Origin of the sequence: Alteromonas sp. MTD1, assembly GCF_042848195.1 — a bacterium.
Taxonomy (GTDB): Bacteria; Pseudomonadota; Gammaproteobacteria; order Enterobacterales; family Alteromonadaceae; genus Alteromonas.
On sequence record NZ_BTGG01000012.1, the window covers coordinates 81,407 to 104,159 of the forward strand.

Genomic DNA, 22,753 nt, shown 5'->3' on the forward strand with positions numbered 1-22,753 from the left:
CAAAAATCTGTTTTTTAACACTACACAGGTTTGCGGCGGATGGCTAAGTATAGCAATGCGCCAATGGCGAGCTCACCCAGTAAAAATAACCATGCATTCATTGTCGACTGTGTTATTGACCAAGCGCAGACTGCAAGCGCAATAAACGGTAGTGCGCGTGTTACAAAATTTGGTACATCAGTCTGTGCTCGTTGTGCTTTTATTAATACCAAAACACAAAAGGCGTACACGACTAAACGCGCCAAAACACTTGATATAGCCAACCATACAAAGCTTCCGCTAAGCGCGAGTATGCCTGCAAATACGCCCAATATCCAAATAGAAACATGAGGTGTAGCGAAGCGTTGGTTCACTTTACCTAAGTTTTCACCAAGCCTTCCTGGGATTAACTCCTGGTGGGCCATAGAATAGGTAAGGCGAGACGTTGATATCATGTTTGCTAGCAAATTGCCTGCAACTGATACCACAGCCGTTAATGTCATCACTAATGCCCCTGTTTTGCCAAATATCATATCGGCAAGTGCGATAAGTGGCGCACTGTCTGGTTTGTCTGGCCCAATCATATGCCAGTAAAGCCACTGCACACAAAAGTAGAACAGTGCTATGCCCGAGACGGTCAGCATAAGTGCTTTTGGAATAGTTCGCTTGGGAGACGACGTTTCTCCGCTGGTAACCACAACGGTTTCAAAACCAATAAATGCATACAGGGTAAGTAGTGCACCTGCCGAAATAGTATCGAGAGTAGGAACAAACTGCTGCGTACTGGAGGCAGTAGCTGAGAAATCTAGTTGACTGTAGCCAACACCAATAACGGCGACAAAAGGTAGTAATTTTAATAGTGATATAGCGTCCAAAGACCGCATTGCTGCTTTTAAGCCAATAATGTTTACCGTTATTAGTGCACTGGTAAGCATAACAATGGAGATAGATTTGCCTATGCCGCTGTTTAGCTCAGGCCACACGTAACCAGCGTACAATAGCAGTACGTGCATATTGGCTGCTATGGCGGTGGCGCGAGCAAGGTAGTAAATAAAGCCAGTTTGAAAGGCAGCAGCGTCGCCAAAGCCTTTGTGCGCATAGATTACCGGGCCGCCTGTTTGCTGATAGAAAACAGCAAGCTGCCCAAAACACCACACAATGCTAAGCATTAGTACGCCAAAAATTAAGAACACATAGGGGCTAAAAGCGCCCAGTTCTGCAGCCATTTTAGCGGGAAGTGCAAAAATGCCCGCGCCTATTAAACCGTTAAGCACCAACAAGGCGGCACCAATGCCGCCAATGCCTCTAGTAAGTAGGCCTGAGTTTGAAGCAGAATTTGTCATATTGGCGCTATGGGCTATTTCGCTTCAAATACTTGCTCACCTGCAACGTACGTTGCATGTACTTTAGTCTTCCAAATATCTTCCGGTTTAATCGTGAAGATATCTTGATCAACTAAAATGAAGTCTGCCCATTTGCCCTTTGTTAATGAACCCAGGGTGTCTTCCATATGACCGGCGTAAGCAGCATCCAATGTAAAGCCCTTAAAGGCTTGTTCGATGGTAAGCGCTTCATGTGCATACCAGCCTTTAACCGGTTGATTATTTCTGTCTTGGCGCGTTACGGCGGCATGTAAACCGTAGAATGGATTTGCCAGCTCTACAGGAAAATCAGAACCTAGCGGCAAGGCAATGCCCGAGTCGAGTAACGTTTTCCACGCATACGCGCCTTTCATACGATCTTTACCAATACGATCTTCAGCCATGTTTTTATCGCTGGTAGCATGGGTAGGCTGCATTGATGGCAGTACCTTTAACTCGGCAAAGCGGGCTAGGTCGTCAGGCGCAATAACCTGTGCATGTTCAATACGGTTACGAAGCTCCGCACCACCAAGTGTTTCAAACGTTGTTTCAAACTCGTTTAGTGCTACATGATTCGCTTTATCACCAATAGCGTGATAGTTCAGCTGAAAACCTGCCCCAAGTACCGTGGTAAATAGCTGGGTCATATCTTCTGGTTGCGTTAGTAGCAATCCATGCTGATGCGGTGCATCTGAATAGGGCTCTAAAAGCGCAGCGCCACGGCTTCCTAATGCGCCGTCTCCATATGCTTTTACCGAACGAATGTATAAGAAATCGTTGGCATCTCGAATGTTCCCATTGCCAAGCATGGTTGAAAGTTCGGGGTCTGTTGCACTTACCATAGCGTAAACGCGCACAGGTAAATCACCTTCAACAGCTTCCTTCAAATAAAAGTCATACACATCACGGCCAATACCTGCATCATGCATTGACGTGATCCCATTTGATAGTAAGTGCTCACCTGCGGCCTGCAGCTGTTGTTCATAAACGGCATTGCTGGCTTTAGGTAAATGCGCTTCAATTAGCAGCGACGCATTGTCGATAAATACGCCGGTAGGGTTACCGTCAGCGTCTTTAATTATTTCGCCGCCTGCGGGAGACTTCGTGTCTTTAGTGATACCAGCAAGCTCCATGGCTTTACTGTTAACCCACGTAGCGTGGCTGTCTACTCGGGCTAGTGCGACAGGGCGGTCTGCTACTACTTTATCTAAGTCTTGCGCAGTTGGAAACGCGCGGTCAGACCACAACTCTTGGTTCCATCCTCGGCCTGTAATCCACGCTTGTGCTGGCTTCGCAAAAGCATAATCAGCAACCATTCTTGCCGCATTTTGCGCACTAGTACTTTCGCGTAAATCAACTTCCAACAAATTTGCGCCTAAACCCAATAAGTGGCCGTGGGCGTCTATTAAACCCGGCAACATCACTTTGCCTTCGCCGTCGATGGTTTTATCTATGGAGTAGTCGTTAACATCAACATTAGCAGCCACTACTTTGCCGTGGTCTATTACAAGGTTGTTGAATGTTGTTAGCTTTCCGCTGTCATTAAGTGTGTAACCTTTAACATTGTTTACTAGTGTTGCGGCGTTTACACCAAGGGCAGTCATAGCCAAACCTATGCCTAGGCAGGTGCGAATAGTGCTGCGAAGCATTGTTGTCGAGTGTGCAGTTTTTATCATTTTTTATTCTTCGTCCGTGTCGTCGGTTGTTGTTTCGTCAGTTACTAGCAAGGGTGGCTGCAATAGAAAGTCACGTTCCCATATACTCGCCATTGCAGACTGGCTAATGTTTCCGCCAGACAGCATAACTAATGCTGTTTGGCCCGGCGGTGTATTGGCTGCCCATGCAGCAACCGCAGCCATTGTCATGGCGCAGGTGGGCTCTATGTGCAATTTAAGTAAATGGTGCAGCCATTGTGTCCAATATGCAATTTGTAACTCATCTACTTCGTAAAAGTCATCAAGCTCTTGCAGTAAAGGAAACGTAACATCGCCTACCGATGGTGTTGCGGCACCATCTGCTAAGGTGATGGGAGTGTGATCAAGCGCTACAATTTCACCAGCCTGTAACGACATCGATGCATCATTAGCTTCGGCTGGCTCGGCGCCTATCACCAGTGCATTGGGTTTTAATGCGCGAGTGGCAAGCAAAGTGCCTGACAATAAGCCACCGCCGCCGCACGGCGCAAATACGGCATCAACATGTTCTGATTCTTGTAGTGCTTCAAGTGCGGCGGTGCCTTGACCAGCAATAATATCTTCATGGTTAAAAGGCGGGATCCACACGGTATCGTTGGCTTGTGCTGCTTCAGCAACAGCGTTATCAGCTTCGGGTCTTGTGGGAAATAATTTTAATGTAGCCCCATAGCTTTGTGTCGCTGCTGCTTTTATGGGTGAAATAGATTCACTAGCGTAAATAGTTGCAGTAATTCCAAAATGAGCAGCGGCATAGGCAACCGCTTGTGCATGATTGCCCGAGCTATTAGCTACAACGTGTTTGGGTAAGCGCCCTTCTTCTTTTAGTCGCGCCAAAAAGTTCATGGCACCGCGGATCTTGAAAGCCCCGATGGTCTGCAAACATTCTGCCTTAAACAAAATGCGGTGACCCATCCATTTATTCAATAACGAAGATTCTACAATAGGTGTTTGTTTAACATGGTCTTTAATGCGTTCGTAGGCGCGTTTAACGCTTTCGAAGGTAGGGTGCGTTGTCATAAATTACCGCTTCTTTCTATTTTCTTAATACCGTATCACTTCTATTGTGTAAGACAATTCATATTATTTTCATATTTCTACTTTAGTCTAGGAAAGCGATTTTCCGGAGACCCCCATGTACACACGAATAAATCATCGCGTCTATGCATTACCGACGATCTTATTCCTCTTTCTTGCTTTGCTTTTTGTCTCAGCAGGAATTTATCTACAAAAAGATGAAAAGAGTGTTCGAATATCTAAAGCTCAATCGGTAGCCGAACAGGTAAAGATTAGCTTAGAAGTGTTTTCTACCGAGCGTGTTCAAGCTGTTCACAACCTCATGTTGAACTGGCCGACCTTCGAGCCAAACCAAGTCGACTGGTTTAATGCGCAAGCCATGTCTCTAATGGGCATGCAAAAAGGGTTCAGCTCCCTCGCTTTTGTTGATCAGGACGGCATTGTTCAGTGGGTAGCCACCCCAGAACTGGGTATAGGGAAAAGAATAGACAATTCGCTAATTGGCAAACCCATGAGCACCTTAGGTCTTCGCATAGATGAGCTTTCTGAATCACTTGATAGCGCGTTACTGTATTCTGAGCAAACTCAGCATCACCACATTCTTATCGGTCGTGCAATTAGTCCACAAGAGCCGGAACACGGTTACGTAATTGCCGGTTTTGATGTACAAACTATACTTGGTGTGATGCTTGGCGAGCTGGTTGGGCCGCAATTTAATTTCGAACTCTCGTCGCAAGGCAACGTGTTATTTAGTAGTGGAAAGTTAGTAAAAGACGGTACAACCGTGTCGTTGGCACCTTTCCCATTTATCGACCGCCCCGTTACGTTAACGATGCAGTCGCAGCTAAGCCCTTTCAATCCTGGCATTCTGGTTATTACCATCGGTTTATTAATGTCGGCGCTGGTGAGTTATGTGTTTCACAAGCAATTAAAAGGGGCGGTAAACCTATCTGATAGCCAGCAACGCTATTTAACGGCAAGTGAAGCTTCATTAGACGCATTGTTAATTTATCAGCCTACCGAGCACGACTTTTCGCTGGTAGAAGCTAATTCCTACAGCAAATATTTATTCAGAGGCGCATGCGACACATTGGGGTCGATGACATTATCTGAACAAACCTGGTACTTGGGTATCAGCGATACGTTTCAAAGTGCTACCAAGGTTGCACAATCTGGCGTACCGTATGAAGCGCATATTGCGCTTGATAGCCAAGACATTTCACTTGAGTGGATTAAAGTTCAAGTAGTGAAAGCAGGCGATAATATTGCAATTACGGTAAGGGATGTCACTGAGCGCTTTAGGGCGCAACAAGCATTGAAGCACAGCGAGGAGAGATACCGACGCTTAGTTGATGGTATGCACAGACACTTTGTGTACACCAAAACCGCAGAGCACAGCTTCCGGTACGTGAGTGCTGGGGTTGAGCAAATTTTAGGGTATAGCCCAAACGATTTTTGTTCATATGAGTCACGCTACGTTCGCCAGGTGCCAGACGAAACGTTTGAAATAAGACAAACCATAGCAAGAGGTGAAAAGCCCAAACCTTACTTTGTTCATTACGTTGGTAAGGAAGGTAACCCTTTCATCATTGAATTTTCAGACACGCCTATTTTAGACGAGCAAGGTTTATTAATTGCGGTTGAAGGTATTGCCAGAGATGTTACCAAAGAGGTTGCGCTTCAAGAGGAAGTGTATTTTCAGGCAAATCACGACCAGCTTACTGGCTTATTGAACCGCTATGCGTTTGATGATCAATTAAGGCAAATTCTACAAGAAACAACAAATTCTGGTGATAGCAATAAAGCTGAAAGTGAGCTTTTAGCATTAGACAGCATTTCCACATTCATTGAAGACGATTACTTACATCATCACACCCACGAAAGCGTAATGTGCTTTATTGATATGGACCGGTTTAAGCTAGTGAATGACAGCTGTGGGCATCCAGCTGGCGATAAACTACTTAAAGAAATATCCACTATCTTTAGGCAGTATGTGAATAGTAATGACTTACTTGCGCGTATTGGTGGCGACGAGTTTTGTATGATTTTCAGAAACCAGAGCATTGAGGACGTTTCAAAACGTTTGGATAAGCTACTGGCTGCTATTTCAAGCTATCGGTTTATATACGACGATAAACTTTTCTTTGTTGGCGCAAGCATTGGTGTTATCGAAATTAACGAGAGCACACAAAGTGCAGAAGCGTTAATAAAAGCCGCTGATAATGCTTGCTACAAAGCCAAGCACTTAGGACGTAATCGTTACTTTATTTGTAGAGCAAACGATTCGCAAATGGCGATTGATGACAGCGATAATCAAGTGTTAAACGCACTGCATCAGGCGTTACAAAGCGATGGCTTTGAGCTTTACAGCCAAGCTATACTACCGCTAACCGTACCTTCTGAAACGCAAGCTGCTCAGCTTCAGCATTATGAAATTCTACTTCGCCTTAACGATAACGACGGAGGCTTAATTAGCCCAGGGCTGTTTATCCCTCTTGCTGAAAGGCATGGGTTAATGAACAAAGTCGATTTGTGGGTGGTTGATAATACGTTGAAGATGCTTGAGCAAAACCCTGCACACATCGATAACGTGGGTAAAGTTGCCATAAACTTATCGGGTATAACGCTTGGCGACGAAATGGCGCTACATAAAATTACTCAGCGAATGCAGAGCACCAGCGTACCAGCAGAGAAAATTTGCTTCGAAATTACAGAGACCACGGCGGTCACAAACCTTAACGCCGCTAAACGTTTTATTTCTTCTTTGCGCGATATTGGGTGTAGCTTTGCGCTAGACGATTTTGGCGCTGGTATGTCGTCGTTTACGTACTTAAAACACTTAGCTGTTGATTACGTAAAGATTGATGGGTCATTTGTGAGAAACATTGTCCACGATCCTATCGACCATGCTACAGTGACTGCAATTAACAACATTGCGCATAGTATGGGCAAACAAACCGTTGCTGAGTTTGTTGTTGATAGTGCTACGGCCGACGTGCTTAGAGAGCTTAAGGTTGATTATGGCCAAGGCTTTGCACTTGATAAACCCAAACCGCTTGCGCATAGAGTTCAATGGCGAGTAAAACTTGCCGCTGTCTAAAAGGAAATCAAGATGGGTTTATTCGACACAATAATGGGAAACGCAAGCGAAACAAATGCTTCTGATGTGCAAGAAGAATTGTCCCCAATTCTTGCCGACAATGAAGTGGTAACGTCTGCATTCAAATTGGTTCGCGATTTGAGCGTTTTTACCAATAAGCGCCTTATTCTGATTGATAAGCAGGGTTTAACAGGGCGTAAGGTGAACTACCACTCTATTCCCTATAAATCTATCACTCAGTTTATCGTTGAAACAGCAGGGCATTTCGATACTGATGCCGAGCTTAAAATTTGGCTATCGGGTAAAGCGGATGCCATAGAGATTGAGTTAAGCGCATCCTCAGCACAGGCTGTACAGCAAAACCTGGCCACACAGCTGTTCGCCTAATTTTTCTAGTTTCAGTTATTGAATTCCAATAAAAAAAGCGGGCATATGCCCGCTTTTTTGTAACTTGATAGTTGTTCTTAGAAAACAACCGTTACTGTAGCTGAACAGGTTGTTGTGCCAGCTTCACACACTTGATAAGCGTATGAACCGCCACCTTTAGTGTTTATTGAGTCAGTGTATGCACCATCGTTAGCCGTTGTCGCAATAACTGAACCATTGCGGTAAACATCAACGTTAGAGGATGTTGCGTCAGTCCATGCTAAATCAACACGCTGTGAACCTTTTACTTTGTAGCCAGTTGCTGTAAGCGTTAGGTCACCAGTGCCACCGCCACCGTTATCGCCACCGCCGTTACCGCCAGCACAACCGTTTTGTGTTAGGTAATCGTTCATATCAGCGGCTTGTGCAATACCATAGCCGAAGAAGTCGTCTTTACCCGGTGCACCAGAATCCATTGCAGTTGCTTTAAGTGCGCTTCGAATTTCCTCACCAGTACAGGTTGGGTGATTTGACCATACAAGTGCAGCAATACCAGCAACAGCAGGTGTTGCCATTGATGTACCGCTCATGTAGCCGTAATCACTTGCACCGATAGCGATGTCGATAGTAGAAGCAGCAACTAGTGCACTTCTGTCTTCAAATGCCGCGCCTACTGCTGGAATTGAAGTGTTGTTTGTTTCACCCAGCGTACCGTAAAGCATGCCTGGCTCGTTATTAATGATAACAGCACCTACACCACCAGACAGTTCACAGTTGTTTACTTTGTCGTAGAAAGACACGCTGCCACGGTCAATCACACATACTTTGCCCGCTGCGTTTGTATCTACTGTGTCACCAAGTCCTAGGAAATAGGTTGCAGCTGATGCATTGCCTGTGTTTTCCATTGCTGAAGAAGCAAAGCCAACACCGTCTGCACTCATTGATGATAGAGATGCTCCGCCTGCAGGGTACGTAGAAAGAGTATCTACACCGCCAGCGGTTACTTCAACACAAATTGTCTCATCATTTGTAACGCGCTTACCGCGACCTGATGTGCATGAAGGGTACTGAGAGAAATCTGCAATATTATTGTCAGCGTCGTTTGCGCCAATCATCATAACTGACGAGTAACCAGCAGGATATGAACGAACGCTGTTGCCGTCGTTACCTGCAGCAGCTACCACTAGGCCACCAGCAGCTACGAAGTCTTTAAATGCATTTTCTTCAGTTGAGTTAGCACCACCGCCACCCAGGCTCATGTTAATGATGTTTGCGCCTGCTTGCGAACAAAGCTGTGCTGCTTGAGCAAGGTCAGAAGAGTAGCCCCAACCAGAAGCGTTAAACACTTTAATAATGTGCATGTCTACGCCTGGTGCCATACCAACAACACCAAAGCCGTTATCTGCGGCACCTATTGTACCGGCTACGTGAGTACCGTGAGGTCCACCATTTTCAAACCAGTTGCCAGTACCTACATCGTTGTCACCTGTAATCGCTGACCAGTTAAAGTCTGCGTTCGATGAATCAAGGCCTGAGTCGATAACACATACTTTCATACCAGCATTGCTATCAAATGTTACTTGGTCAGCTTGTGACTGATAAACAGCATAAGGTGTTAACTGAGTTTGTGTAGGGTTGCCTGCGTCGTCATTAAATAACGCCATAGGTACACGTTTTTGGTCAGCTTCAACCAACTTAACGTGTGGATTGTTTAGAATACCCTTCACATCGCTCAGTGATTTTCCGCTGAACGTAGCTGCAATGAAACCATCTGCATCAACGTGAATTTGTGCACCAGATTGCTTTGCAATCGCTTTTACGATGCCTTTTGCGTTGTTGTCTACCTGGATGATGTAACGGTCATTGTCAGCTAGAGCACCGAAGCTTGAAAAAGCCAAGCTAGCTGCAATTAATGAAGGGGTAAATTTATTATTTTTCATAGGTACCACTCTTTGTTCCACTTATTGTTTAAGCCCACTTTTTTATTTGTTTTTAATAGTGGGTAAGCAAATCGCTCACTCTCGAACCTACATCATTAAATTTTATTTAACAAACCATGTAGCGAAAAAGTATTACAAAGTTTAATACCTAAAAAAAAAGGCATAAGGATAAATAACCCTTATGCCTTTATATTTCATTTACTTATATTTACTTAATCGTTCTTTCAAAAAAGTTAGTTATTGTTTTATATAAGTGAATGCCTGTTTGCTTTCCTCTGATGCTATGTTTTTTACCGGGGTAATCCATAGTCTCAAATGGAATTGCTAAATCTTGAAGGTGTTTATATAGCATGGTCGAGTGCGTGAACAACACGTTGTCGTCGGCCATACCGTGGTAAATAAGCAAGTCGCCTTTCAAGTCTTTTGCATAAGGAAATACTGAAGATGCTGTGTAGGCATCATCGTCTGTTTGTGGGTTGCCCATGTAACGTTCGGTGTAGTGCGTGTCGTATAAACGCCAATCGGTTACCGGTGCACCCGACACACCTGCTGCAAAGTAATCAACTGCTTTGAACATGGTCATAAGCGTCATGTAACCGCCATAGCTGTGGCCGTGAACGCCAATACGCTTTGCGTCAACAAAAGGCAATGTGCGTAAAAACTCAACACCCGCTACTTGGTCATCAACTTCAATAAAGCCCATTTTTTTGTAAATAGGATCTTCAAAGCCCTTACCGCGGTAGTTCGAGCCACGGTTATCAAGCGTAAACACAACGTAACCTTGGTCTACCCAATGTTGGAATAACAAACCGCGATTGCCTGCCCAGCTGTTAGTCACTACTTGTGCGTGCGGACCACCGTATAGATACACAATAACAGGGTGCTTTTGGTTTGGGTTTTGTTTAGCGCTTTCTGGTGTGTAAATACGATACTTAAGCGTAGCGCCATCTTTAGTCGTAATATCGCCAAATTCTGGTGCAGTCCAGCTATCCATGTAAGCGTGTAGCGGGTGACCTTTTTCAACTTTATTCTCTTCAAGCCACGTAATGCGCTTGCCGGTTGCATCATTAAGGCTTACTTGTGCAGGAGAGTTAATGGTAGAGAAACGGTCAATAAAGATAGAGGCATCTTTGCTGAACGATGCGCTGTGGTAGGCACCAAGCTCAGTTACGCGTGTGATATCGCCGCCATCAAGCGATACTTGATATACATGGCTTTCAAGCGGTGTGTCTTTACGGCCTGAAAAGTACAAGCGATTGTTAGCAACATCGATTGCTTCAACGTCATCAACAACCCAGTTTCCTTTAGTTAATTGCTTAACTAATTTACCGTTATTATCGAACAAATAGAGATGTTTAAAACCATCGCGCTCAGACGCCCAAATGAATTGCCCTTTATCTTTCAAAAAATATAGGTCGTCGTGAAGGTTAACCCACGTGTTGCTTGTTTCAGTCAACAAAACGGTTTGTTTATTGGCTGTTGTATCAAAAGCGCGAAGCTCTAACGTTTGTTGATCACGTGTTTGCCACTGATAGGTAAACGTTGTGCTATTAGGCATCCATTTACCGCGCGCAAAATAAATGTCTTTGTTTTCGCCTAAATCTACCCATGTGCGCTTGCCCGAGCTGATATCTTGAATAGCTAGCTCAACTAACACATTGGGTGTGCCCGCTTTAGGGTACTTTTGTTCAATAAGTTTAATATCGTCTGCGTATATTTCTGAACGCGTAATAACGTCGACAGGGCTTTCATCTACTTTGGTAAATGCAATATGCTCTTCGTCTGGCGACCACCAGTAGCCTGTCATGCGCCCCATTTCTTCTTGAGCAACGAATTCAGCCATACCGTATTTTATGTTGCCACCACCTTCTTTGGTAATAGCCATTTCTTCGCCTGACTCAATGTGCTTAATAAATAAGTTTTGGTCGCGAATAAATGAAATATAGTTGCCTTTAGGCGATAGCTTAATGTCGGTCTCAAATGCGTCAGTATCAAGCAGCTGTTTAGCGCCTTTTTCGCCTAACTTGTGATAAAACACGTCACCACCAAGAGGGAAGAGAAGTGCTTTTCCATCGTCTGACCATTGGTAGCTCACAATACCGCTGCCAGACAAGCGCATGCGCTCACGGCGTGCTTTTTCTTCGTCAGACAGTACTTCTTCACCACTTTGAAGATCGTTCGAATCGAACAACATGCGGGTTTCACCACTTTGAATATGGTATTCCCATAAATCTAAGCGTTCGTAGTCGGTTTGCTTACCTTTCAAAAACGTAACACGTTGGCCGTCAGGTGATACTTTCAAAGAACGAGGTGCGTTACCATCAAGCGATGGCGATGAGAAAATACGCTCAATAGTGAGCGTTTCAGCGTTTAAAGCAGTAGAGAGCATAGCGGCTCCAATTAAAAGGGCTTTTTTCATTTTTATCTGCATATTTGACTGTCGAAGGTTAGATTGTAGAGAAACGATATCATGATACAAGGTGTGAAGTATGAAAACCGCAATGGTGCTGGGAGCGACTGGTTTAGTGGGACGAACGCTTGTAAATGTACTTTTACAAGATAGGCGATACAGCGAAGTAACGTGTTTAGTGAGAAAGCCGCTACCTGCGACAATGTTTAACGACCCTCATGGTCGCTTGAAGCCTGTCGTTATCGACTTCGATAACCTGCAAGACTATCAAGGCTATTTTAGCGTAGACCATGTTTACTGCTGCCTTGGCACTACTTTAAAAAAGGCAGGATCACAAAAAGCCTTCCGTCGAGTAGATTTTGAATACGTGCACGTTGCAGCGCAGCTAACAAGAGCGCAGCGAGCAGAAAGCTTCGTGTGGATATCGTCGGTGGGCGCCGATGCAAAAAGCAGTAATTTTTATCTTCGCGTAAAAGGCGAGCTCGAAAATGCCATTATGCGCATGCCGCAGCTACCGCACGCCTCAGCGGTAAGGCCATCACTATTAATAGGTGAGCGTGATGAATCTCGTTTTCTGGAAGAAATAGCACAAAAAACGGCACCCGTTTGGCAGTCTTTAATGAAAGGGCCTTTGAAAAAGTATCGTCCCGTACATCCTATCGATGTAGCTAGAAACATGATGTCGCTGCAAAAGTGGTAAATTCGTGTAAAATGCCGCGCCAATTTCATCTATCGCGAGATTCAGTGCCTTTTCATGTTCCGCTGTAAGCAGTTTGTTATTGCTCAAGATAAATGCGCAATGAAAGTAAATACCGACAGTTTAATTTTAGGTAGCTGGGCGAAGTTGAATAACGCAACCTCGGTGCTAGATGTTGGAACTGGAACAGGTATTCTAGCCCTGATGTTGGCGCAGCGGACGTCTGATAACGTACTTATTGATGCTATTGATATTGATGCTAGCGCAGCACAGCAGGCACAAGAGAACGCTGTCAATTCGCCGTGGGCACACCGTATCAATGTATCCTGTTCTTCGCTGCAGTCACATAAAGAAAAAAGCTATGATGTTGTTGTGTCTAATCCGCCGTATTTTGACGCTCCTCATGAGGGCTCAAACGCTTATAAAGCACAAAGCGTTCAGCGTGCAACGGCAAGGCAAACAAGCGCATTAACACCCCACGATTTGTTCAGTTACTGTCAAAGGCACTTGAAGAGCAATGGCTGGTTAAATTGTGTGTATCCGTATTCAATAAAAGCGCAAATAATTAATACCGCTTCAGAGTTTGGATTGTGCGCGATACAAGCGATGGATGTTAGTCATGACGAGCAGCATGAGCCGTATTTGACTGCCTATCAATTTCAGCATGCGCACACTACAACGCCTTTGATTGTTGAAGACGCATTATTTATAAGAAACAAGGCTGGTGAATACAGCGCCGCGTATAAAGCCTTATGTAAACCCTTCTATTTGAAGTTCTAGAGAGTAAAACATTGACTATTGTTATTGCCGAAGCATTCGGCGCACTTGCCGTTATTTTAAATTTCATTGGCTACAGACAGACAAATGTAGATAAGTACCTTCTTATTTCTGCATTTGCCCTTGCTGCGTTGAGTGCACATTTTTTCATGCTAGATGCTATGGCTGCTGGGGTAGGCACACTCTTAGCTAGCTTGAGAAATTTCATAGCTATTAAAAATAGAAGCAATCTCATACTGTTCGTTTTTATTGCCGCTAATGTTGGGTTTTTGGCGTATGAATGGTTTGTGCTTGAGCACCATTGGATCATTTTAGTGGCCTATGCGTCTTCACTTATCTTCACCATCGGCTCAATAGTTATTCGCGATACCGACAAAATTAGAAAAGTGTTTTTGGTTGCAGAAACGCTTGGTCTAATTTACGCCATTTCAGTTGGTAGTATATTTGGTACTGTATTCAATGTGAGCAATTTAATCAGCATTTTAAGTAAGCTTTTTGCCAATAAGCGTTCACTAAATACTCAGAAATGACAATTTTTAAACAGCGTTAAAAAGCCTTGTAAACGCCTCAGTCAAGCTGTAGCCCTTGCTTTCATTGGCTTATCCCAAAGTTCAATAGCGAAAGTAGTATGGAAGCGTATAATTCTGAATCACTAAGTATGATCTTAGCAATTTTTCCTAAGGAAGAGTCGAAGTATTCTCGAACGATGTGGTAGGAGAGTTTGCGCAGTGAAGACAGTTAACAATACACAGCAGTTATTCGGGTCTGAAGTATCATCGTCAAAAGGTGAGGCTCAGAGCCGCGGTTTATTTGAGAACGTCAAACCGCATTTGGTTGAAGAGCAAACATTGTTCGAAGCCGAACAGGTGTGGAAAAAGCGCCTCGGTATGCTTGTTGCTGCTGAAAATAATCTTATAAAAGTTATACGCTTACGTAAAATTACTGGTATATTTACCGTAGCAAGTATAGCCGTGTTTTTATTTTCCCTGTACGTAGCGCCTACAATGCCACCAATTGTGTTTTTCGGTTTAATCGCGTTAGCTGCATTTGGTTGTGCCACATATCCCGCTTGGTTTTTTGCGTCGAAAAGCAGTAAAAAACAGCGCGATGCAATTTCAAGAATGTTCTTTATGAGCAATCATGAAGTAGATGTAGCAGACGGCAAAGTCACGCTAATTAACAGGGCGAACTATTCGAGTGTAACGGAGATACACGTAATGGATCGCAAGCTTGGACAATTCGCAACCCCGTAGACATCATCGCACAACACAATACATTGTTGTTCTTCTTACAGCAGCGCTATTATTAGGGCTGCTTTTGCTTGCGCCCATGGATGCTTTTGGGCAACTCATTTCTTCCGTTGTAATACTCATCATAATTTCTTTGTGCAGCCGAGAGGCGAGGCACATGCAACAGCATCAGCACTTATTTAGAACCTTTGCACTGGTGTTGGCCATTGCATTAAGTTTTCGATACCTGCTTTGGCGAGGTATATATACGCTTACTTATTCAGATGTGTTGTCGATGGTAGCGGTGTGGCTGTTGTTTGGTGCAGAAATTTATGCAGGCATTACATCTGTACTGGGGGCAATTGTAAATGCATTTCCTCTTAGCAGGCCTTTACTAACGCTACAAGGAAAAGACCCTGCCACATTACCTACTGTGGATGTAATGATTCCCAGCTACAATGAAGATGCAGATATCTTGGAAGTGACAATTCGTGCAGCTAAACTGCTTGATTACCCTAAGGATAAGCTGCGCGTTCATCTTCTTGATGATGGTGGTACCGACCAAAAAATAAATTCTACAAACCCGGCTGCAGCGGCTACGGCCAAACGCAGACGAGAAGAGCTTCAGCAGCTTTGCCAAAGGCTAGAAATACGTTATCACACAAGAGCACGAAACGAATTTGCGAAAGCGGGTAATGTAAACAGTGCCATTCAAAACACTGACGGCGATTTCATTGTTATTTTAGATGCCGACCATGTTCCTACCTCAGATTTTCTAGACCGAACCGTGCCTTGGATGCTAAGGAATGAGAAAGTATTCTTGGTACAAACACCTCATTTTATGGCTAACCCTGACCCCGTTGAGCGCAACTATTTTTCTGCGTTTACCCGCATGCCGTCAGAAAATGACATGTTCTACGGTACAATTCAAAAAGGATTAGATTATTGGGGGAGCTCTTTCTTCTGTGGCTCTGCAGCCTTGATGCGTCGTGCCCACCTAGATTTAGTGGGTGGTATATCTGGCGATTCCATCACAGAAGATGCGGAAACCGCCCTTGATTTACATAAAATGGGTTACGAGTCTGTTTATGTTGACCGCCCTATGGTAAGCGGTTTAGCGCCAGAAACGTTCGATGCTTTTATTCAGCAGCGCATGCGCTGGGCACAGGGCATGACCCAAATATTATTACTTAAAAAACCGTTCAAGGCTGAAGGCTTAAAATGGTATCAGCGGATTGGTTACATGAGTTCTATCATGTTTTGGCTTTTTCCTTTCGCCCGCATTGTCTTTCTTCTAATGCCATTGGCCTACCTTGTTTTTGGGCTGCAGGTTTATCATGCATCCATGCTAGAAATCTTCGCGTTCACTATTCCCCATGTAATCGCCACGTACATGATTTCTACCATGCTGTTTGGACGAACGCGGTGGCCGTTAGTGTCCGAGCTTTATGAAATTCTACAGTGTGCTTTTACGCTCAACGCGCTTATAAAAGTGTTCTTAAAACCACGAGCGCCGTCTTTCGTGGTTACACCGAAAGGGGAAAGCCTAGACAAAACCTTTGTTTCACCGTTATCGGGCGTATTCTACTGGTTAACGTTGCTTATCACCTTTGCGTTGGGAATGGGCGTGTATAAATTTATTACCGAGCCACTAACCAGGGAACTTACCGTTGTGGTAATGCTTTGGAACGTGTTCAACCTAATATTGTTATTGTCGGTTATGAGTGTGCTGTTAGAACGTAAACAAGTTCGCAGTCAATCGCGTTTGCCAGCCACAAACAGTGTAGTGCTGCGAACATCTGAAGATGAGGCCTGGGTGGGTGACTTGGTAGACTTGTCGCTTGGTGGCGCAAGGATGCGTATTAAAGGTGAAGGTGCCAGTATACCACGACATGTCACGCTTATCGCTTGGAGCCATGCGTTACAGCGCAACGTTCAACTTTCAGTTGAAGCACTGCATTTTGATGAAAAGTCACAGATCTTACGCGTGCGGTTTTCCTCGCAAAATGATGCAGAGCAAGACGAGGTTGTTGCATTCACCCTATGTGACAGCTTGAGATGGATGTCGTTTCAGCGCAGAAGAACCAGAGCAATATCTTATTGGTTTGGTGCTAAACACGTGTTAAAAGTGGGGCTAAAGCCTGTGTTTTTGCATATTGCAGTGTTGTTGAGGAAATTCGCCGGAAAACTAAGGCTTCTGCCTGCGCCGGTAAAGGAAAAATAATGATAAAAACTTACCTTATGTTAATTGTGAGTTTGTTGGTGTCGGTTTCGGCATTAGCGCAGACCGAAACGTTTCGTTTGACCGATTTTTACAGCGGTGATGGCATAATTCGTCTTCAAGGAAAGTCCGACGCTATTGATGTTCCTATTCCATTAAGTGCAGCGACACGCGTTAACTCGGCTAAGTTACGTATTGAAGTAACTAGCTCACAAGCCCTTATTAAAAAGCGTTCTCAGCTTTATATTCGATTTAATAACGCAACTATCGGACAAGTAGCATACGACCCAGACAGGCCTTCTTTAGTTTCGGAAATAAATATCCCTACAGCACTGTGGCGCCCTGGTTTTAACTCGTTAACCTTAGCGGTTAGTCAACATTACGCTATGCAATGTGTTGACGGCAATGCGCCAGAGTTATGGAGTGAAGTTAACGTCTACAATTCTACGTTAACTCTAGATACCGCAGTAGGCGACAAGCCGTTTATGCTGGAGTCGTTAAGCCATTTCTTTAATCCAGGTATTGGCGGGCAACGTAAGGTAGCGCTTTATACTGCACTTGAACCAGACACCAGTATTTATCAGAAAACACTGCCTTTAGCAGCGCAAGCCCTTGCGCTTCGAAATCAGTACCAGCCACTACATGTAAAACATGCTGCGTTTGCCGATAACTATGAGTTACCCGATGTAAGTGAGTTGCTACGAGGTACATCGCTGAGTGATCGCGTTGGAAACAGTTTGGACAGAAGTAATGCAACTTCCAAAGCATTAAACGATGAATTTTGGAATGAAGACAACATAGCCAGGTTTGAAAGAAGTGCTTGGTATGTTACACCGCAAAAGCAGCAACCTATTCACGTATTAGTGGGAACCGTGGAACAGTTGTCTCCAGTCCTTTCTGATGATTTAGTGAACGAAATCAACGGAGCATTCCTTAAAACTCAGAACACACCGGCTTTTATCGTTAACAATACTGTGGTTACGCCAGCAAGCCTACGTTTGATTGTAAGTGGCACCACACAAGAAGAGGTTTACGAAGCAGCAAAAGCACTTTCTGTTATGGATGACGCAATAAACCCAATAACTCAGGTAACGGTTCTGTCACAAAGTGAAATGGATGCCAGCAAGCTGCAAAAACATGAAGTGTTAACGCCAGATAACACCTATACCTTTCAAGATTTTGGGGTTGCTACTGCACAGTTTAGAAATGAAGGGGACTTTAGAAAACGTGTGCCGCTGCGTTTACCTGCCGATTTTTATGTACCTGAAAATGCTAGCGTAAAATTATTACTCGATTTTGGCTATGGTGCCGGTTTTGGACCTGGCTCGGTAATGAACGTGAGCGTAAACGGTGAACTTGTTCATGGCTTAGCATTAAATAACATAAACGGTCAGTCGTTCAGAGACTATCAACTCACTATTCCTGCGCGTTTTTTCAAAGGCGGAATTAACAATATTGATTTTGATGTCACCCAGCGTGCTCCACTTGCGGGTGTTGAGTGTGACGACATTCCTGGTTCTCACTTAGTATTTCAATTAGACGATTCGTCTGCAATTAAATTACCGGATGCTGGTCACGTTGCCGTGCAGCCTAATTTGGCGCTGATGTCAGAAACAGCATATCCGTTTGCACGTTTCAAAAGTGCGCCTGCTTCAACGATTAATATTCCGACTGAAGTATTTCTAGACAGTGCGCTAACGTTATCCGCTAAACTGGCACAAGTGGCGCAGGTGCCACTATTGAATGTTGAGGTGGCGCTAGGTAACGAAATAAGCACTTCTACGTCGGCGTTTGTACTTGGTACTCCAGAGTCTTTAAGTAGTGTTGAGCAAGCAGAGTTCAGTACTGCTATTGAAGCCACAAAACGCTGGTCGTATCGTTTGCAGAACAACATGTATAACCGTATTCGTAATTTTACTGAAGATAAATCATTCAAAGAAATGCGCATTGACGGGCATACCGTTCAACAAAGTGATTTAGGTGAGCAAGCGGTGCTAACCGCGCAGCGTCACCCAACGGCAACCAATAGCGATACCCTATTTATTGTTGCGGCTCAAACGCCTGATTTATTAGAGGCGCGTATATTGGACTTGGTAAGCTTGTCATTATGGGGGCAGTTAGGTGGTGATTTCTTTGCATGGAAAAACAGTCAAGCGCCTTCTTTGGTTATGCAAGTAAGCGACAAGTTTGAAGTGGGCGAAGCCGACGATAAATGGCTACACCTTCGCCTTTGGTTGTCAAATAACCCGTGGTATTGGCTATTTGGATTTATTGCGCTGGTGGTTGTAGTTAGTGTTATTACTTACCTGTTATTAAAACGCAGAAATCAGCAAGTTCAGGATTCATGGTAAACGTACGTTTAACAGGTCTACTTCTACTGGTAGTTTTGTTGGTGTCGTCTTGCTCTACTCAAGATAACTTAGCTTTCGAGAAGCGTTTTGCCGCTTTTAAAGCGCTTTTTATTGAAGACGGTAGAGTAATTGATAGCGGCAACGACAATGTGTCGCACAGCGAAGGGCAGGGCTATGGCATGCTTTTCGCTGTTGCTGCGTCAGACAAAGTTACCTTTGATGGGATATGGCAATGGACAAAGCAAACGCTACAGCGAGACGACAACCTGTTTAGCTGGCGTTTTCGTCCGTGTGAATCCAATAACAAACGTTGTATTGATGATCCAAATAATGCATCTGACGGCGAGCTTCTTATTGCGTGGGCATTGCTGCGCGCATACGAGAAGTGGGGCGATAGTTCCTATAAAAACGATGCAACTGCCATTATAGCGGCTGTAGAAGAAAAGCTCATTGTCACACGTGGTCCACACACTGTTTTACTACCAGGTGAATTTGGTTTTAGTGATGCTCATAGCGTACAGCTAAACTTGTCGTATTGGGTGTTTCCTGCCATTTCGACAATAGCACAATACAGTAATAGCAAAGCCCAGTGGGAGTTGCTGTTCTCAAGTGGCATATCTTTACTTCAAGAAAGCCAATTTTCTTCCCATAAGTTACCCAGTGATTGGTTAAGGCTAGAAGAAGGCAACGTATCTTTAAACAACGTACTGTCATCAGAATACGGTTTTAATGCAGTGCGCGTGCCGCTTCATTTAGTGTGGTCCACATCGTTTATGAAGGACTCAGGGCAAGCAGAACAATTACTTTCACCGTATTTTAAGTGGTGGGCGCAATCGACAGTACCCGCAACGCTTAATTTGAATACAGGAGAAAGATCTGGCTATGGTCTTACTCCAGGCATGACAGCGATAAAAACAGCGGTAAATAGCATTGCACATAATGAAGATGTGCAGCTTGCTCATGACGAAGCTTGGCCCACTTTCTCTCGTAAAACCGACTATTACTCTGCAAGCTTAACGATGCTGTCGATGTTAGCGGTAATGGACTCTCAATCGTGAAATCTTCTAAAAAATCGGTATTAACATCGTTTCTTGTTCCTGCTCTAGTAGCAATACCTTTACTTGTGAAAAAGGGAATTGCACAAACAACGACGACCTACCAAGAAAAAGAGTTGCCGGTGCTGCCAACGCTCGATCAGCAGCCCGATTTAACAGGCCTTTGGTATCACATTAATGAAAAACAGGTTTCACTAGCCAATACTGAGTTCGAACGACTTCGTGCAGAATACCCGGCTTGGCGAGCGCCGAAAGATGTTATTACCGAGCTAGATAGGATTAACGGTCGGCTTAAAGCAGCTGCATCTGCACCGGCAGAGAGCCCCAAGAATAGCAATACAGCACCACTGTCAGCTAAACCATTATCAAAACCAAAACAGCCTACGGCTGAGTTCCTTCTTGAGCAATTTGCGCAGTTAAACCCTGCCGCACGCCAGAAAACATCCGAAAACAAGCTGGCGCAGTTGGGAAACTTGGCAAACACCGTGGGGCGAAGCGATTTTCATCTTTTAATTGGCTGGACATCCGTTGATAAGGGGTTATTCAACCAAGCTATAGAGCAGTTTAATAATGCGTTAAACACCACTACTTTGCAGGTTGAACGTGAATCGGCTCAACAGGGTTTGCAGCGTATTACTACTACTAGAGTGCAACAGGCGTTAGCAGCTAAAAATATTACTTTGCTAAAGCAATACATTGGCGAAGGTCAAAAGCAGGAGCTAGAGCAAAACAAAGCACTAGCACGTGAAATAGTATTAGGAAGCGCGTGGGAATACTTTGATGAAAAAGACTACACGTACGCTCACACATTGTTTTCATTGCTACAGCACCATGAAGGTCAATATATAAGCTTAACAGCTCAAAACCTTAACGATGAAGCCTTTGAACTTGCGTGTAGCATTAATACTGAAGTATTTCTTCGTCGTTGTGCTGATGGTTTGGCCGAGCGTCAGGCTTCTCTTTACAGCCAAGGCGCATTTCAAGACAGTGTTAACGCAGGTAAGCAGCTTCAACAAATTCGTCCACTTACGCTTGAAGAATATGCGCTTTTAGGGTGGGCCGCGCGTGAATACCAAGATGTAAACACCGCCACCGACGCGTTTTCATACGCACTGTCGAAAGACCCTGAAAATACGATTTATGCTAACGAATTAGTAAAACTACATTCGGGTAACGAAGACAAGCTAAGCGAGCTTGCGGCCGAGTTTTCTGCGGTTAAAGCAATACAACAGCAACAAATTACGCAAACAGCGTGGCCTAGAAAACAATTTCTTCTTGCCTACTTAAATGGTGACAATAGGTCTACAACCGCGCAAACGAAAGACGCGCTTCAGGTTGTGTATGGTGTAAATACACGCTCTCGTAGCGGTCTAGTTGGACTTGGACGTTTTGATGTGAATAGCCACTATATTGGCGTGGGCAGCGAGTTTAATGACTGGCTCTGGCAAGTTACATTCGACTATAAACAATTTTATAGCGGTGCTCCTTTTGTTGGGGACTGGTTTGGCGACCAACAGCTGTCAGCTTTAAACAACACCACGTCTCGGCCTGACTTCAGCGGTATTACGGGGTTTGAAGATACCGGAATTCGTGCCGAAGCGAGCTATCAGCAAGAAGACTACAATTTTTACGTTAACCTTGAATACGGTATGTTTGATCAGCCGGTAGACGCAGCGTTAACGGGGCAAGTGTCGTTAACAAAATTTCTTGATAAAACCACCTTAGCCGCAACAGCGTTTAGACTACCTAAACAAGACAGTTTACTCAGTAACACAGGCACATTTAATAATCGACACACCGACGGATGGGGCTATGTGCTTGAAGACGGTGTACGCGTGCTTGCTGCGCATGCCGTGGCGCCGAAGTGGTCCGTGGCAGGTACTGCGCAAGTAAGTCGATTAACGGGTGATAGAGTGATTGATAACAATGCTCTGGCTGTACGAATGGATGTAAGTTACGACTTAGCCTCACAAGTTTCACCAAAGCTCGATTATTGGCGCGTTGGCCCGTTTATTAGCTACAACGGCTACGACAACAACGTGAGTGGGTTTACCTATGGTAATGGCGGTTACTTTAGCCCTAGTATGTTCCTAAGCGTAGGCGCTTACTCTGAACTATTAACCCTTGAAGCGCAGCAGTGGCAAGTTAGGCTTCGCACAACGCTTGCAGTATCGCGTGTTGAACAAGACGACGATTTACGTTTTCCATTAAATGATTTTGCGTTAAACGATGAAGACCTTGTCACTACATTAGGCGAAGACAACAATACGGGGCTAAGCGGTAATATTATGGCCGAAGGTCAGTATAGGCTAAGCGATAATTGGATTGTAGCGGGTTATATGGGCAAGTCGTTTGCCGTAGAGTTTGAAGACTTTGAAGCAGGAATTCAAATTCGCTGGAGAGCGGGTAAAGGCAATGGCGTTACCAGCGATGAGTTAATTTTATCATCCCCACGCTTAAGTGGTTTTGCGCTATAAAAAAAGCGGGGTATTCACAACGAATAACCCGCTTCTTATTTACCAATTTAACTATTTAAGCTTCTAGCCGCAATCTCTTCTT

15 protein-coding genes are annotated in these 22,753 nt (G+C 44.4%); 10 read left to right on the forward strand and 5 right to left on the reverse strand.

Translation table 11 applies throughout. The annotated features are described in order from the left end of the window. Positions 1-20 precede the first annotated feature (20 nt). The 3 genes from ACGHAV_RS15925 to ACGHAV_RS15935 form a co-directional block, all read right to left on the reverse strand. Complete coding sequence (locus ACGHAV_RS15925) at positions 21-1,322, reverse strand: APC family permease (RefSeq protein ID WP_390382850.1); 1,302 nt, start codon at positions 1,320-1,322, stop codon at positions 21-23. 14 nt (positions 1,323-1,336) lie between these two features. After that, the gene (locus ACGHAV_RS15930; protein ID WP_390382998.1) at positions 1,337-2,944 is read right to left on the reverse strand and encodes an amidohydrolase; all 1,608 of its coding nucleotides are present in this window, start codon (positions 2,942-2,944) and stop codon (positions 1,337-1,339) included. A 75-nt stretch (positions 2,945-3,019) separates the two neighbouring features. After that, positions 3,020-4,051 (reverse strand): serine/threonine dehydratase, encoded by a 1,032-nt coding sequence (locus tag ACGHAV_RS15935; RefSeq protein ID WP_390382853.1) that lies wholly within the window; start codon positions 4,049-4,051, stop codon positions 3,020-3,022. Positions 4,052-4,166: 115 nt separating this feature from the next. On the opposite strand from ACGHAV_RS15935, the gene ACGHAV_RS15940 reads away from it, so the two are divergent. Both ACGHAV_RS15940 and ACGHAV_RS15945 read left to right on the forward strand, forming a co-directional pair. After that, entirely contained in the window at positions 4,167-7,148 is a 2,982-nt protein-coding gene (locus tag ACGHAV_RS15940; RefSeq protein WP_390382856.1) for a putative bifunctional diguanylate cyclase/phosphodiesterase, read from the forward strand. A gap of 12 nt (positions 7,149-7,160) precedes the next feature. After that, complete coding sequence (locus tag ACGHAV_RS15945; protein WP_334016055.1) at positions 7,161-7,535, forward strand: PH domain-containing protein; 375 nt, start codon at positions 7,161-7,163, stop codon at positions 7,533-7,535. A 77-nt stretch (positions 7,536-7,612) separates the two neighbouring features. On the opposite strand, the gene ACGHAV_RS15950 is transcribed toward ACGHAV_RS15945, so the two are convergent. Next, positions 7,613-9,454, reverse strand: coding sequence for a S8 family serine peptidase (locus ACGHAV_RS15950; RefSeq protein ID WP_390382860.1), 1,842 nt, complete (start codon positions 9,452-9,454; stop codon positions 7,613-7,615). Between the two features lie 208 nt (positions 9,455-9,662). Beyond that, positions 9,663-11,873 carry a DPP IV N-terminal domain-containing protein gene (locus tag ACGHAV_RS15955; RefSeq protein WP_390382863.1) on the reverse strand — a complete coding sequence of 737 codons (2,211 nt, stop codon included), beginning with the start codon at positions 11,871-11,873 and terminating at the stop codon, positions 9,663-9,665. Positions 11,874-11,943: 70 nt separating this feature from the next. Here ACGHAV_RS15955 and ACGHAV_RS15960 point away from each other — a divergent pair, with 70 nt between their 5' ends. From ACGHAV_RS15960 to ACGHAV_RS15995, 8 genes are all read left to right on the forward strand, one after another. Then, a complete protein-coding gene (locus tag ACGHAV_RS15960) occupies positions 11,944-12,564 on the forward strand; it encodes an NAD(P)H-binding protein (protein WP_390382866.1) in 621 nt (206 codons plus the stop codon). A 54-nt stretch (positions 12,565-12,618) separates the two neighbouring features. After that, positions 12,619-13,341 (forward strand): tRNA1(Val) (adenine(37)-N6)-methyltransferase, encoded by a 723-nt coding sequence (locus ACGHAV_RS15965; protein WP_390382869.1) that lies wholly within the window; start codon positions 12,619-12,621, stop codon positions 13,339-13,341. A gap of 11 nt (positions 13,342-13,352) precedes the next feature. Further along, entirely contained in the window at positions 13,353-13,868 is a 516-nt protein-coding gene (locus tag ACGHAV_RS15970; protein ID WP_390382872.1) for a YgjV family protein, read from the forward strand. 198 nt (positions 13,869-14,066) lie between these two features. Next, a complete protein-coding gene (locus ACGHAV_RS15975) occupies positions 14,067-14,591 on the forward strand; it encodes a hypothetical protein (RefSeq protein WP_390382875.1) in 525 nt (174 codons plus the stop codon). Further along, positions 14,569-16,791 (forward strand): UDP-forming cellulose synthase catalytic subunit, encoded by a 2,223-nt coding sequence (bcsA, locus tag ACGHAV_RS15980; protein WP_390382878.1) that lies wholly within the window; start codon positions 14,569-14,571, stop codon positions 16,789-16,791. Before ACGHAV_RS15975 ends, bcsA begins: the two co-directional genes overlap by 23 nt. After that, positions 16,791-19,139 (forward strand): cellulose biosynthesis cyclic di-GMP-binding regulatory protein BcsB, encoded by a 2,349-nt coding sequence (locus ACGHAV_RS15985; protein ID WP_390382881.1) that lies wholly within the window; start codon positions 16,791-16,793, stop codon positions 19,137-19,139. The genes bcsA and ACGHAV_RS15985 overlap by 1 nt, the downstream gene beginning before the upstream one ends. Then, positions 19,133-20,197, forward strand: a complete 1,065-nt coding sequence (locus ACGHAV_RS15990; RefSeq protein WP_390382884.1) for a glycosyl hydrolase family 8 — start codon at positions 19,133-19,135, stop codon at positions 20,195-20,197. Before ACGHAV_RS15985 ends, ACGHAV_RS15990 begins: the two co-directional genes overlap by 7 nt. Beyond that, positions 20,194-22,671: a cellulose synthase subunit BcsC-related outer membrane protein gene (locus ACGHAV_RS15995; RefSeq protein ID WP_390382887.1), complete on the forward strand. Its 2,478-nt coding sequence runs from the start codon at positions 20,194-20,196 to the stop codon at positions 22,669-22,671. Before ACGHAV_RS15990 ends, ACGHAV_RS15995 begins: the two co-directional genes overlap by 4 nt. Positions 22,672-22,753 lie beyond the last annotated feature (82 nt).

Excerpts from the sequence above, each read along its gene's own strand:
- ACGHAV_RS15985 (WP_390382881.1), top strand. The coding sequence starts at position 16,791 with ATGATAAAAACTTACCTTATGTTAATTGTGAGTTTGTTGGTGTCGGTT.
- ACGHAV_RS15925 (WP_390382850.1), bottom strand. The coding sequence starts at position 1,322 with ATGACAAATTCTGCTTCAAACTCAGGCCTACTTACTAGAGGCATTGGC.
- ACGHAV_RS15945 (WP_334016055.1), top strand. The coding sequence starts at position 7,161 with ATGGGTTTATTCGACACAATAATGGGAAACGCAAGCGAAACAAATGCT.
- ACGHAV_RS15940 (WP_390382856.1), top strand. The coding sequence starts at position 4,167 with ATGTACACACGAATAAATCATCGCGTCTATGCATTACCGACGATCTTA.
- ACGHAV_RS15960 (WP_390382866.1), top strand. The coding sequence starts at position 11,944 with ATGAAAACCGCAATGGTGCTGGGAGCGACTGGTTTAGTGGGACGAACG.
- ACGHAV_RS15990 (WP_390382884.1), top strand. The coding sequence starts at position 19,133 with ATGGTAAACGTACGTTTAACAGGTCTACTTCTACTGGTAGTTTTGTTG.
- ACGHAV_RS15955 (WP_390382863.1), bottom strand. The coding sequence starts at position 11,873 with ATGAAAAAAGCCCTTTTAATTGGAGCCGCTATGCTCTCTACTGCTTTA.
- ACGHAV_RS15950 (WP_390382860.1), bottom strand. The coding sequence starts at position 9,454 with ATGAAAAATAATAAATTTACCCCTTCATTAATTGCAGCTAGCTTGGCT.
- ACGHAV_RS15965 (WP_390382869.1), top strand. The coding sequence starts at position 12,619 with ATGTTCCGCTGTAAGCAGTTTGTTATTGCTCAAGATAAATGCGCAATG.
- ACGHAV_RS15935 (WP_390382853.1), bottom strand. The coding sequence starts at position 4,051 with ATGACAACGCACCCTACCTTCGAAAGCGTTAAACGCGCCTACGAACGC.
- ACGHAV_RS15930 (WP_390382998.1), bottom strand. The coding sequence starts at position 2,944 with ATGACTGCCCTTGGTGTAAACGCCGCAACACTAGTAAACAATGTTAAA.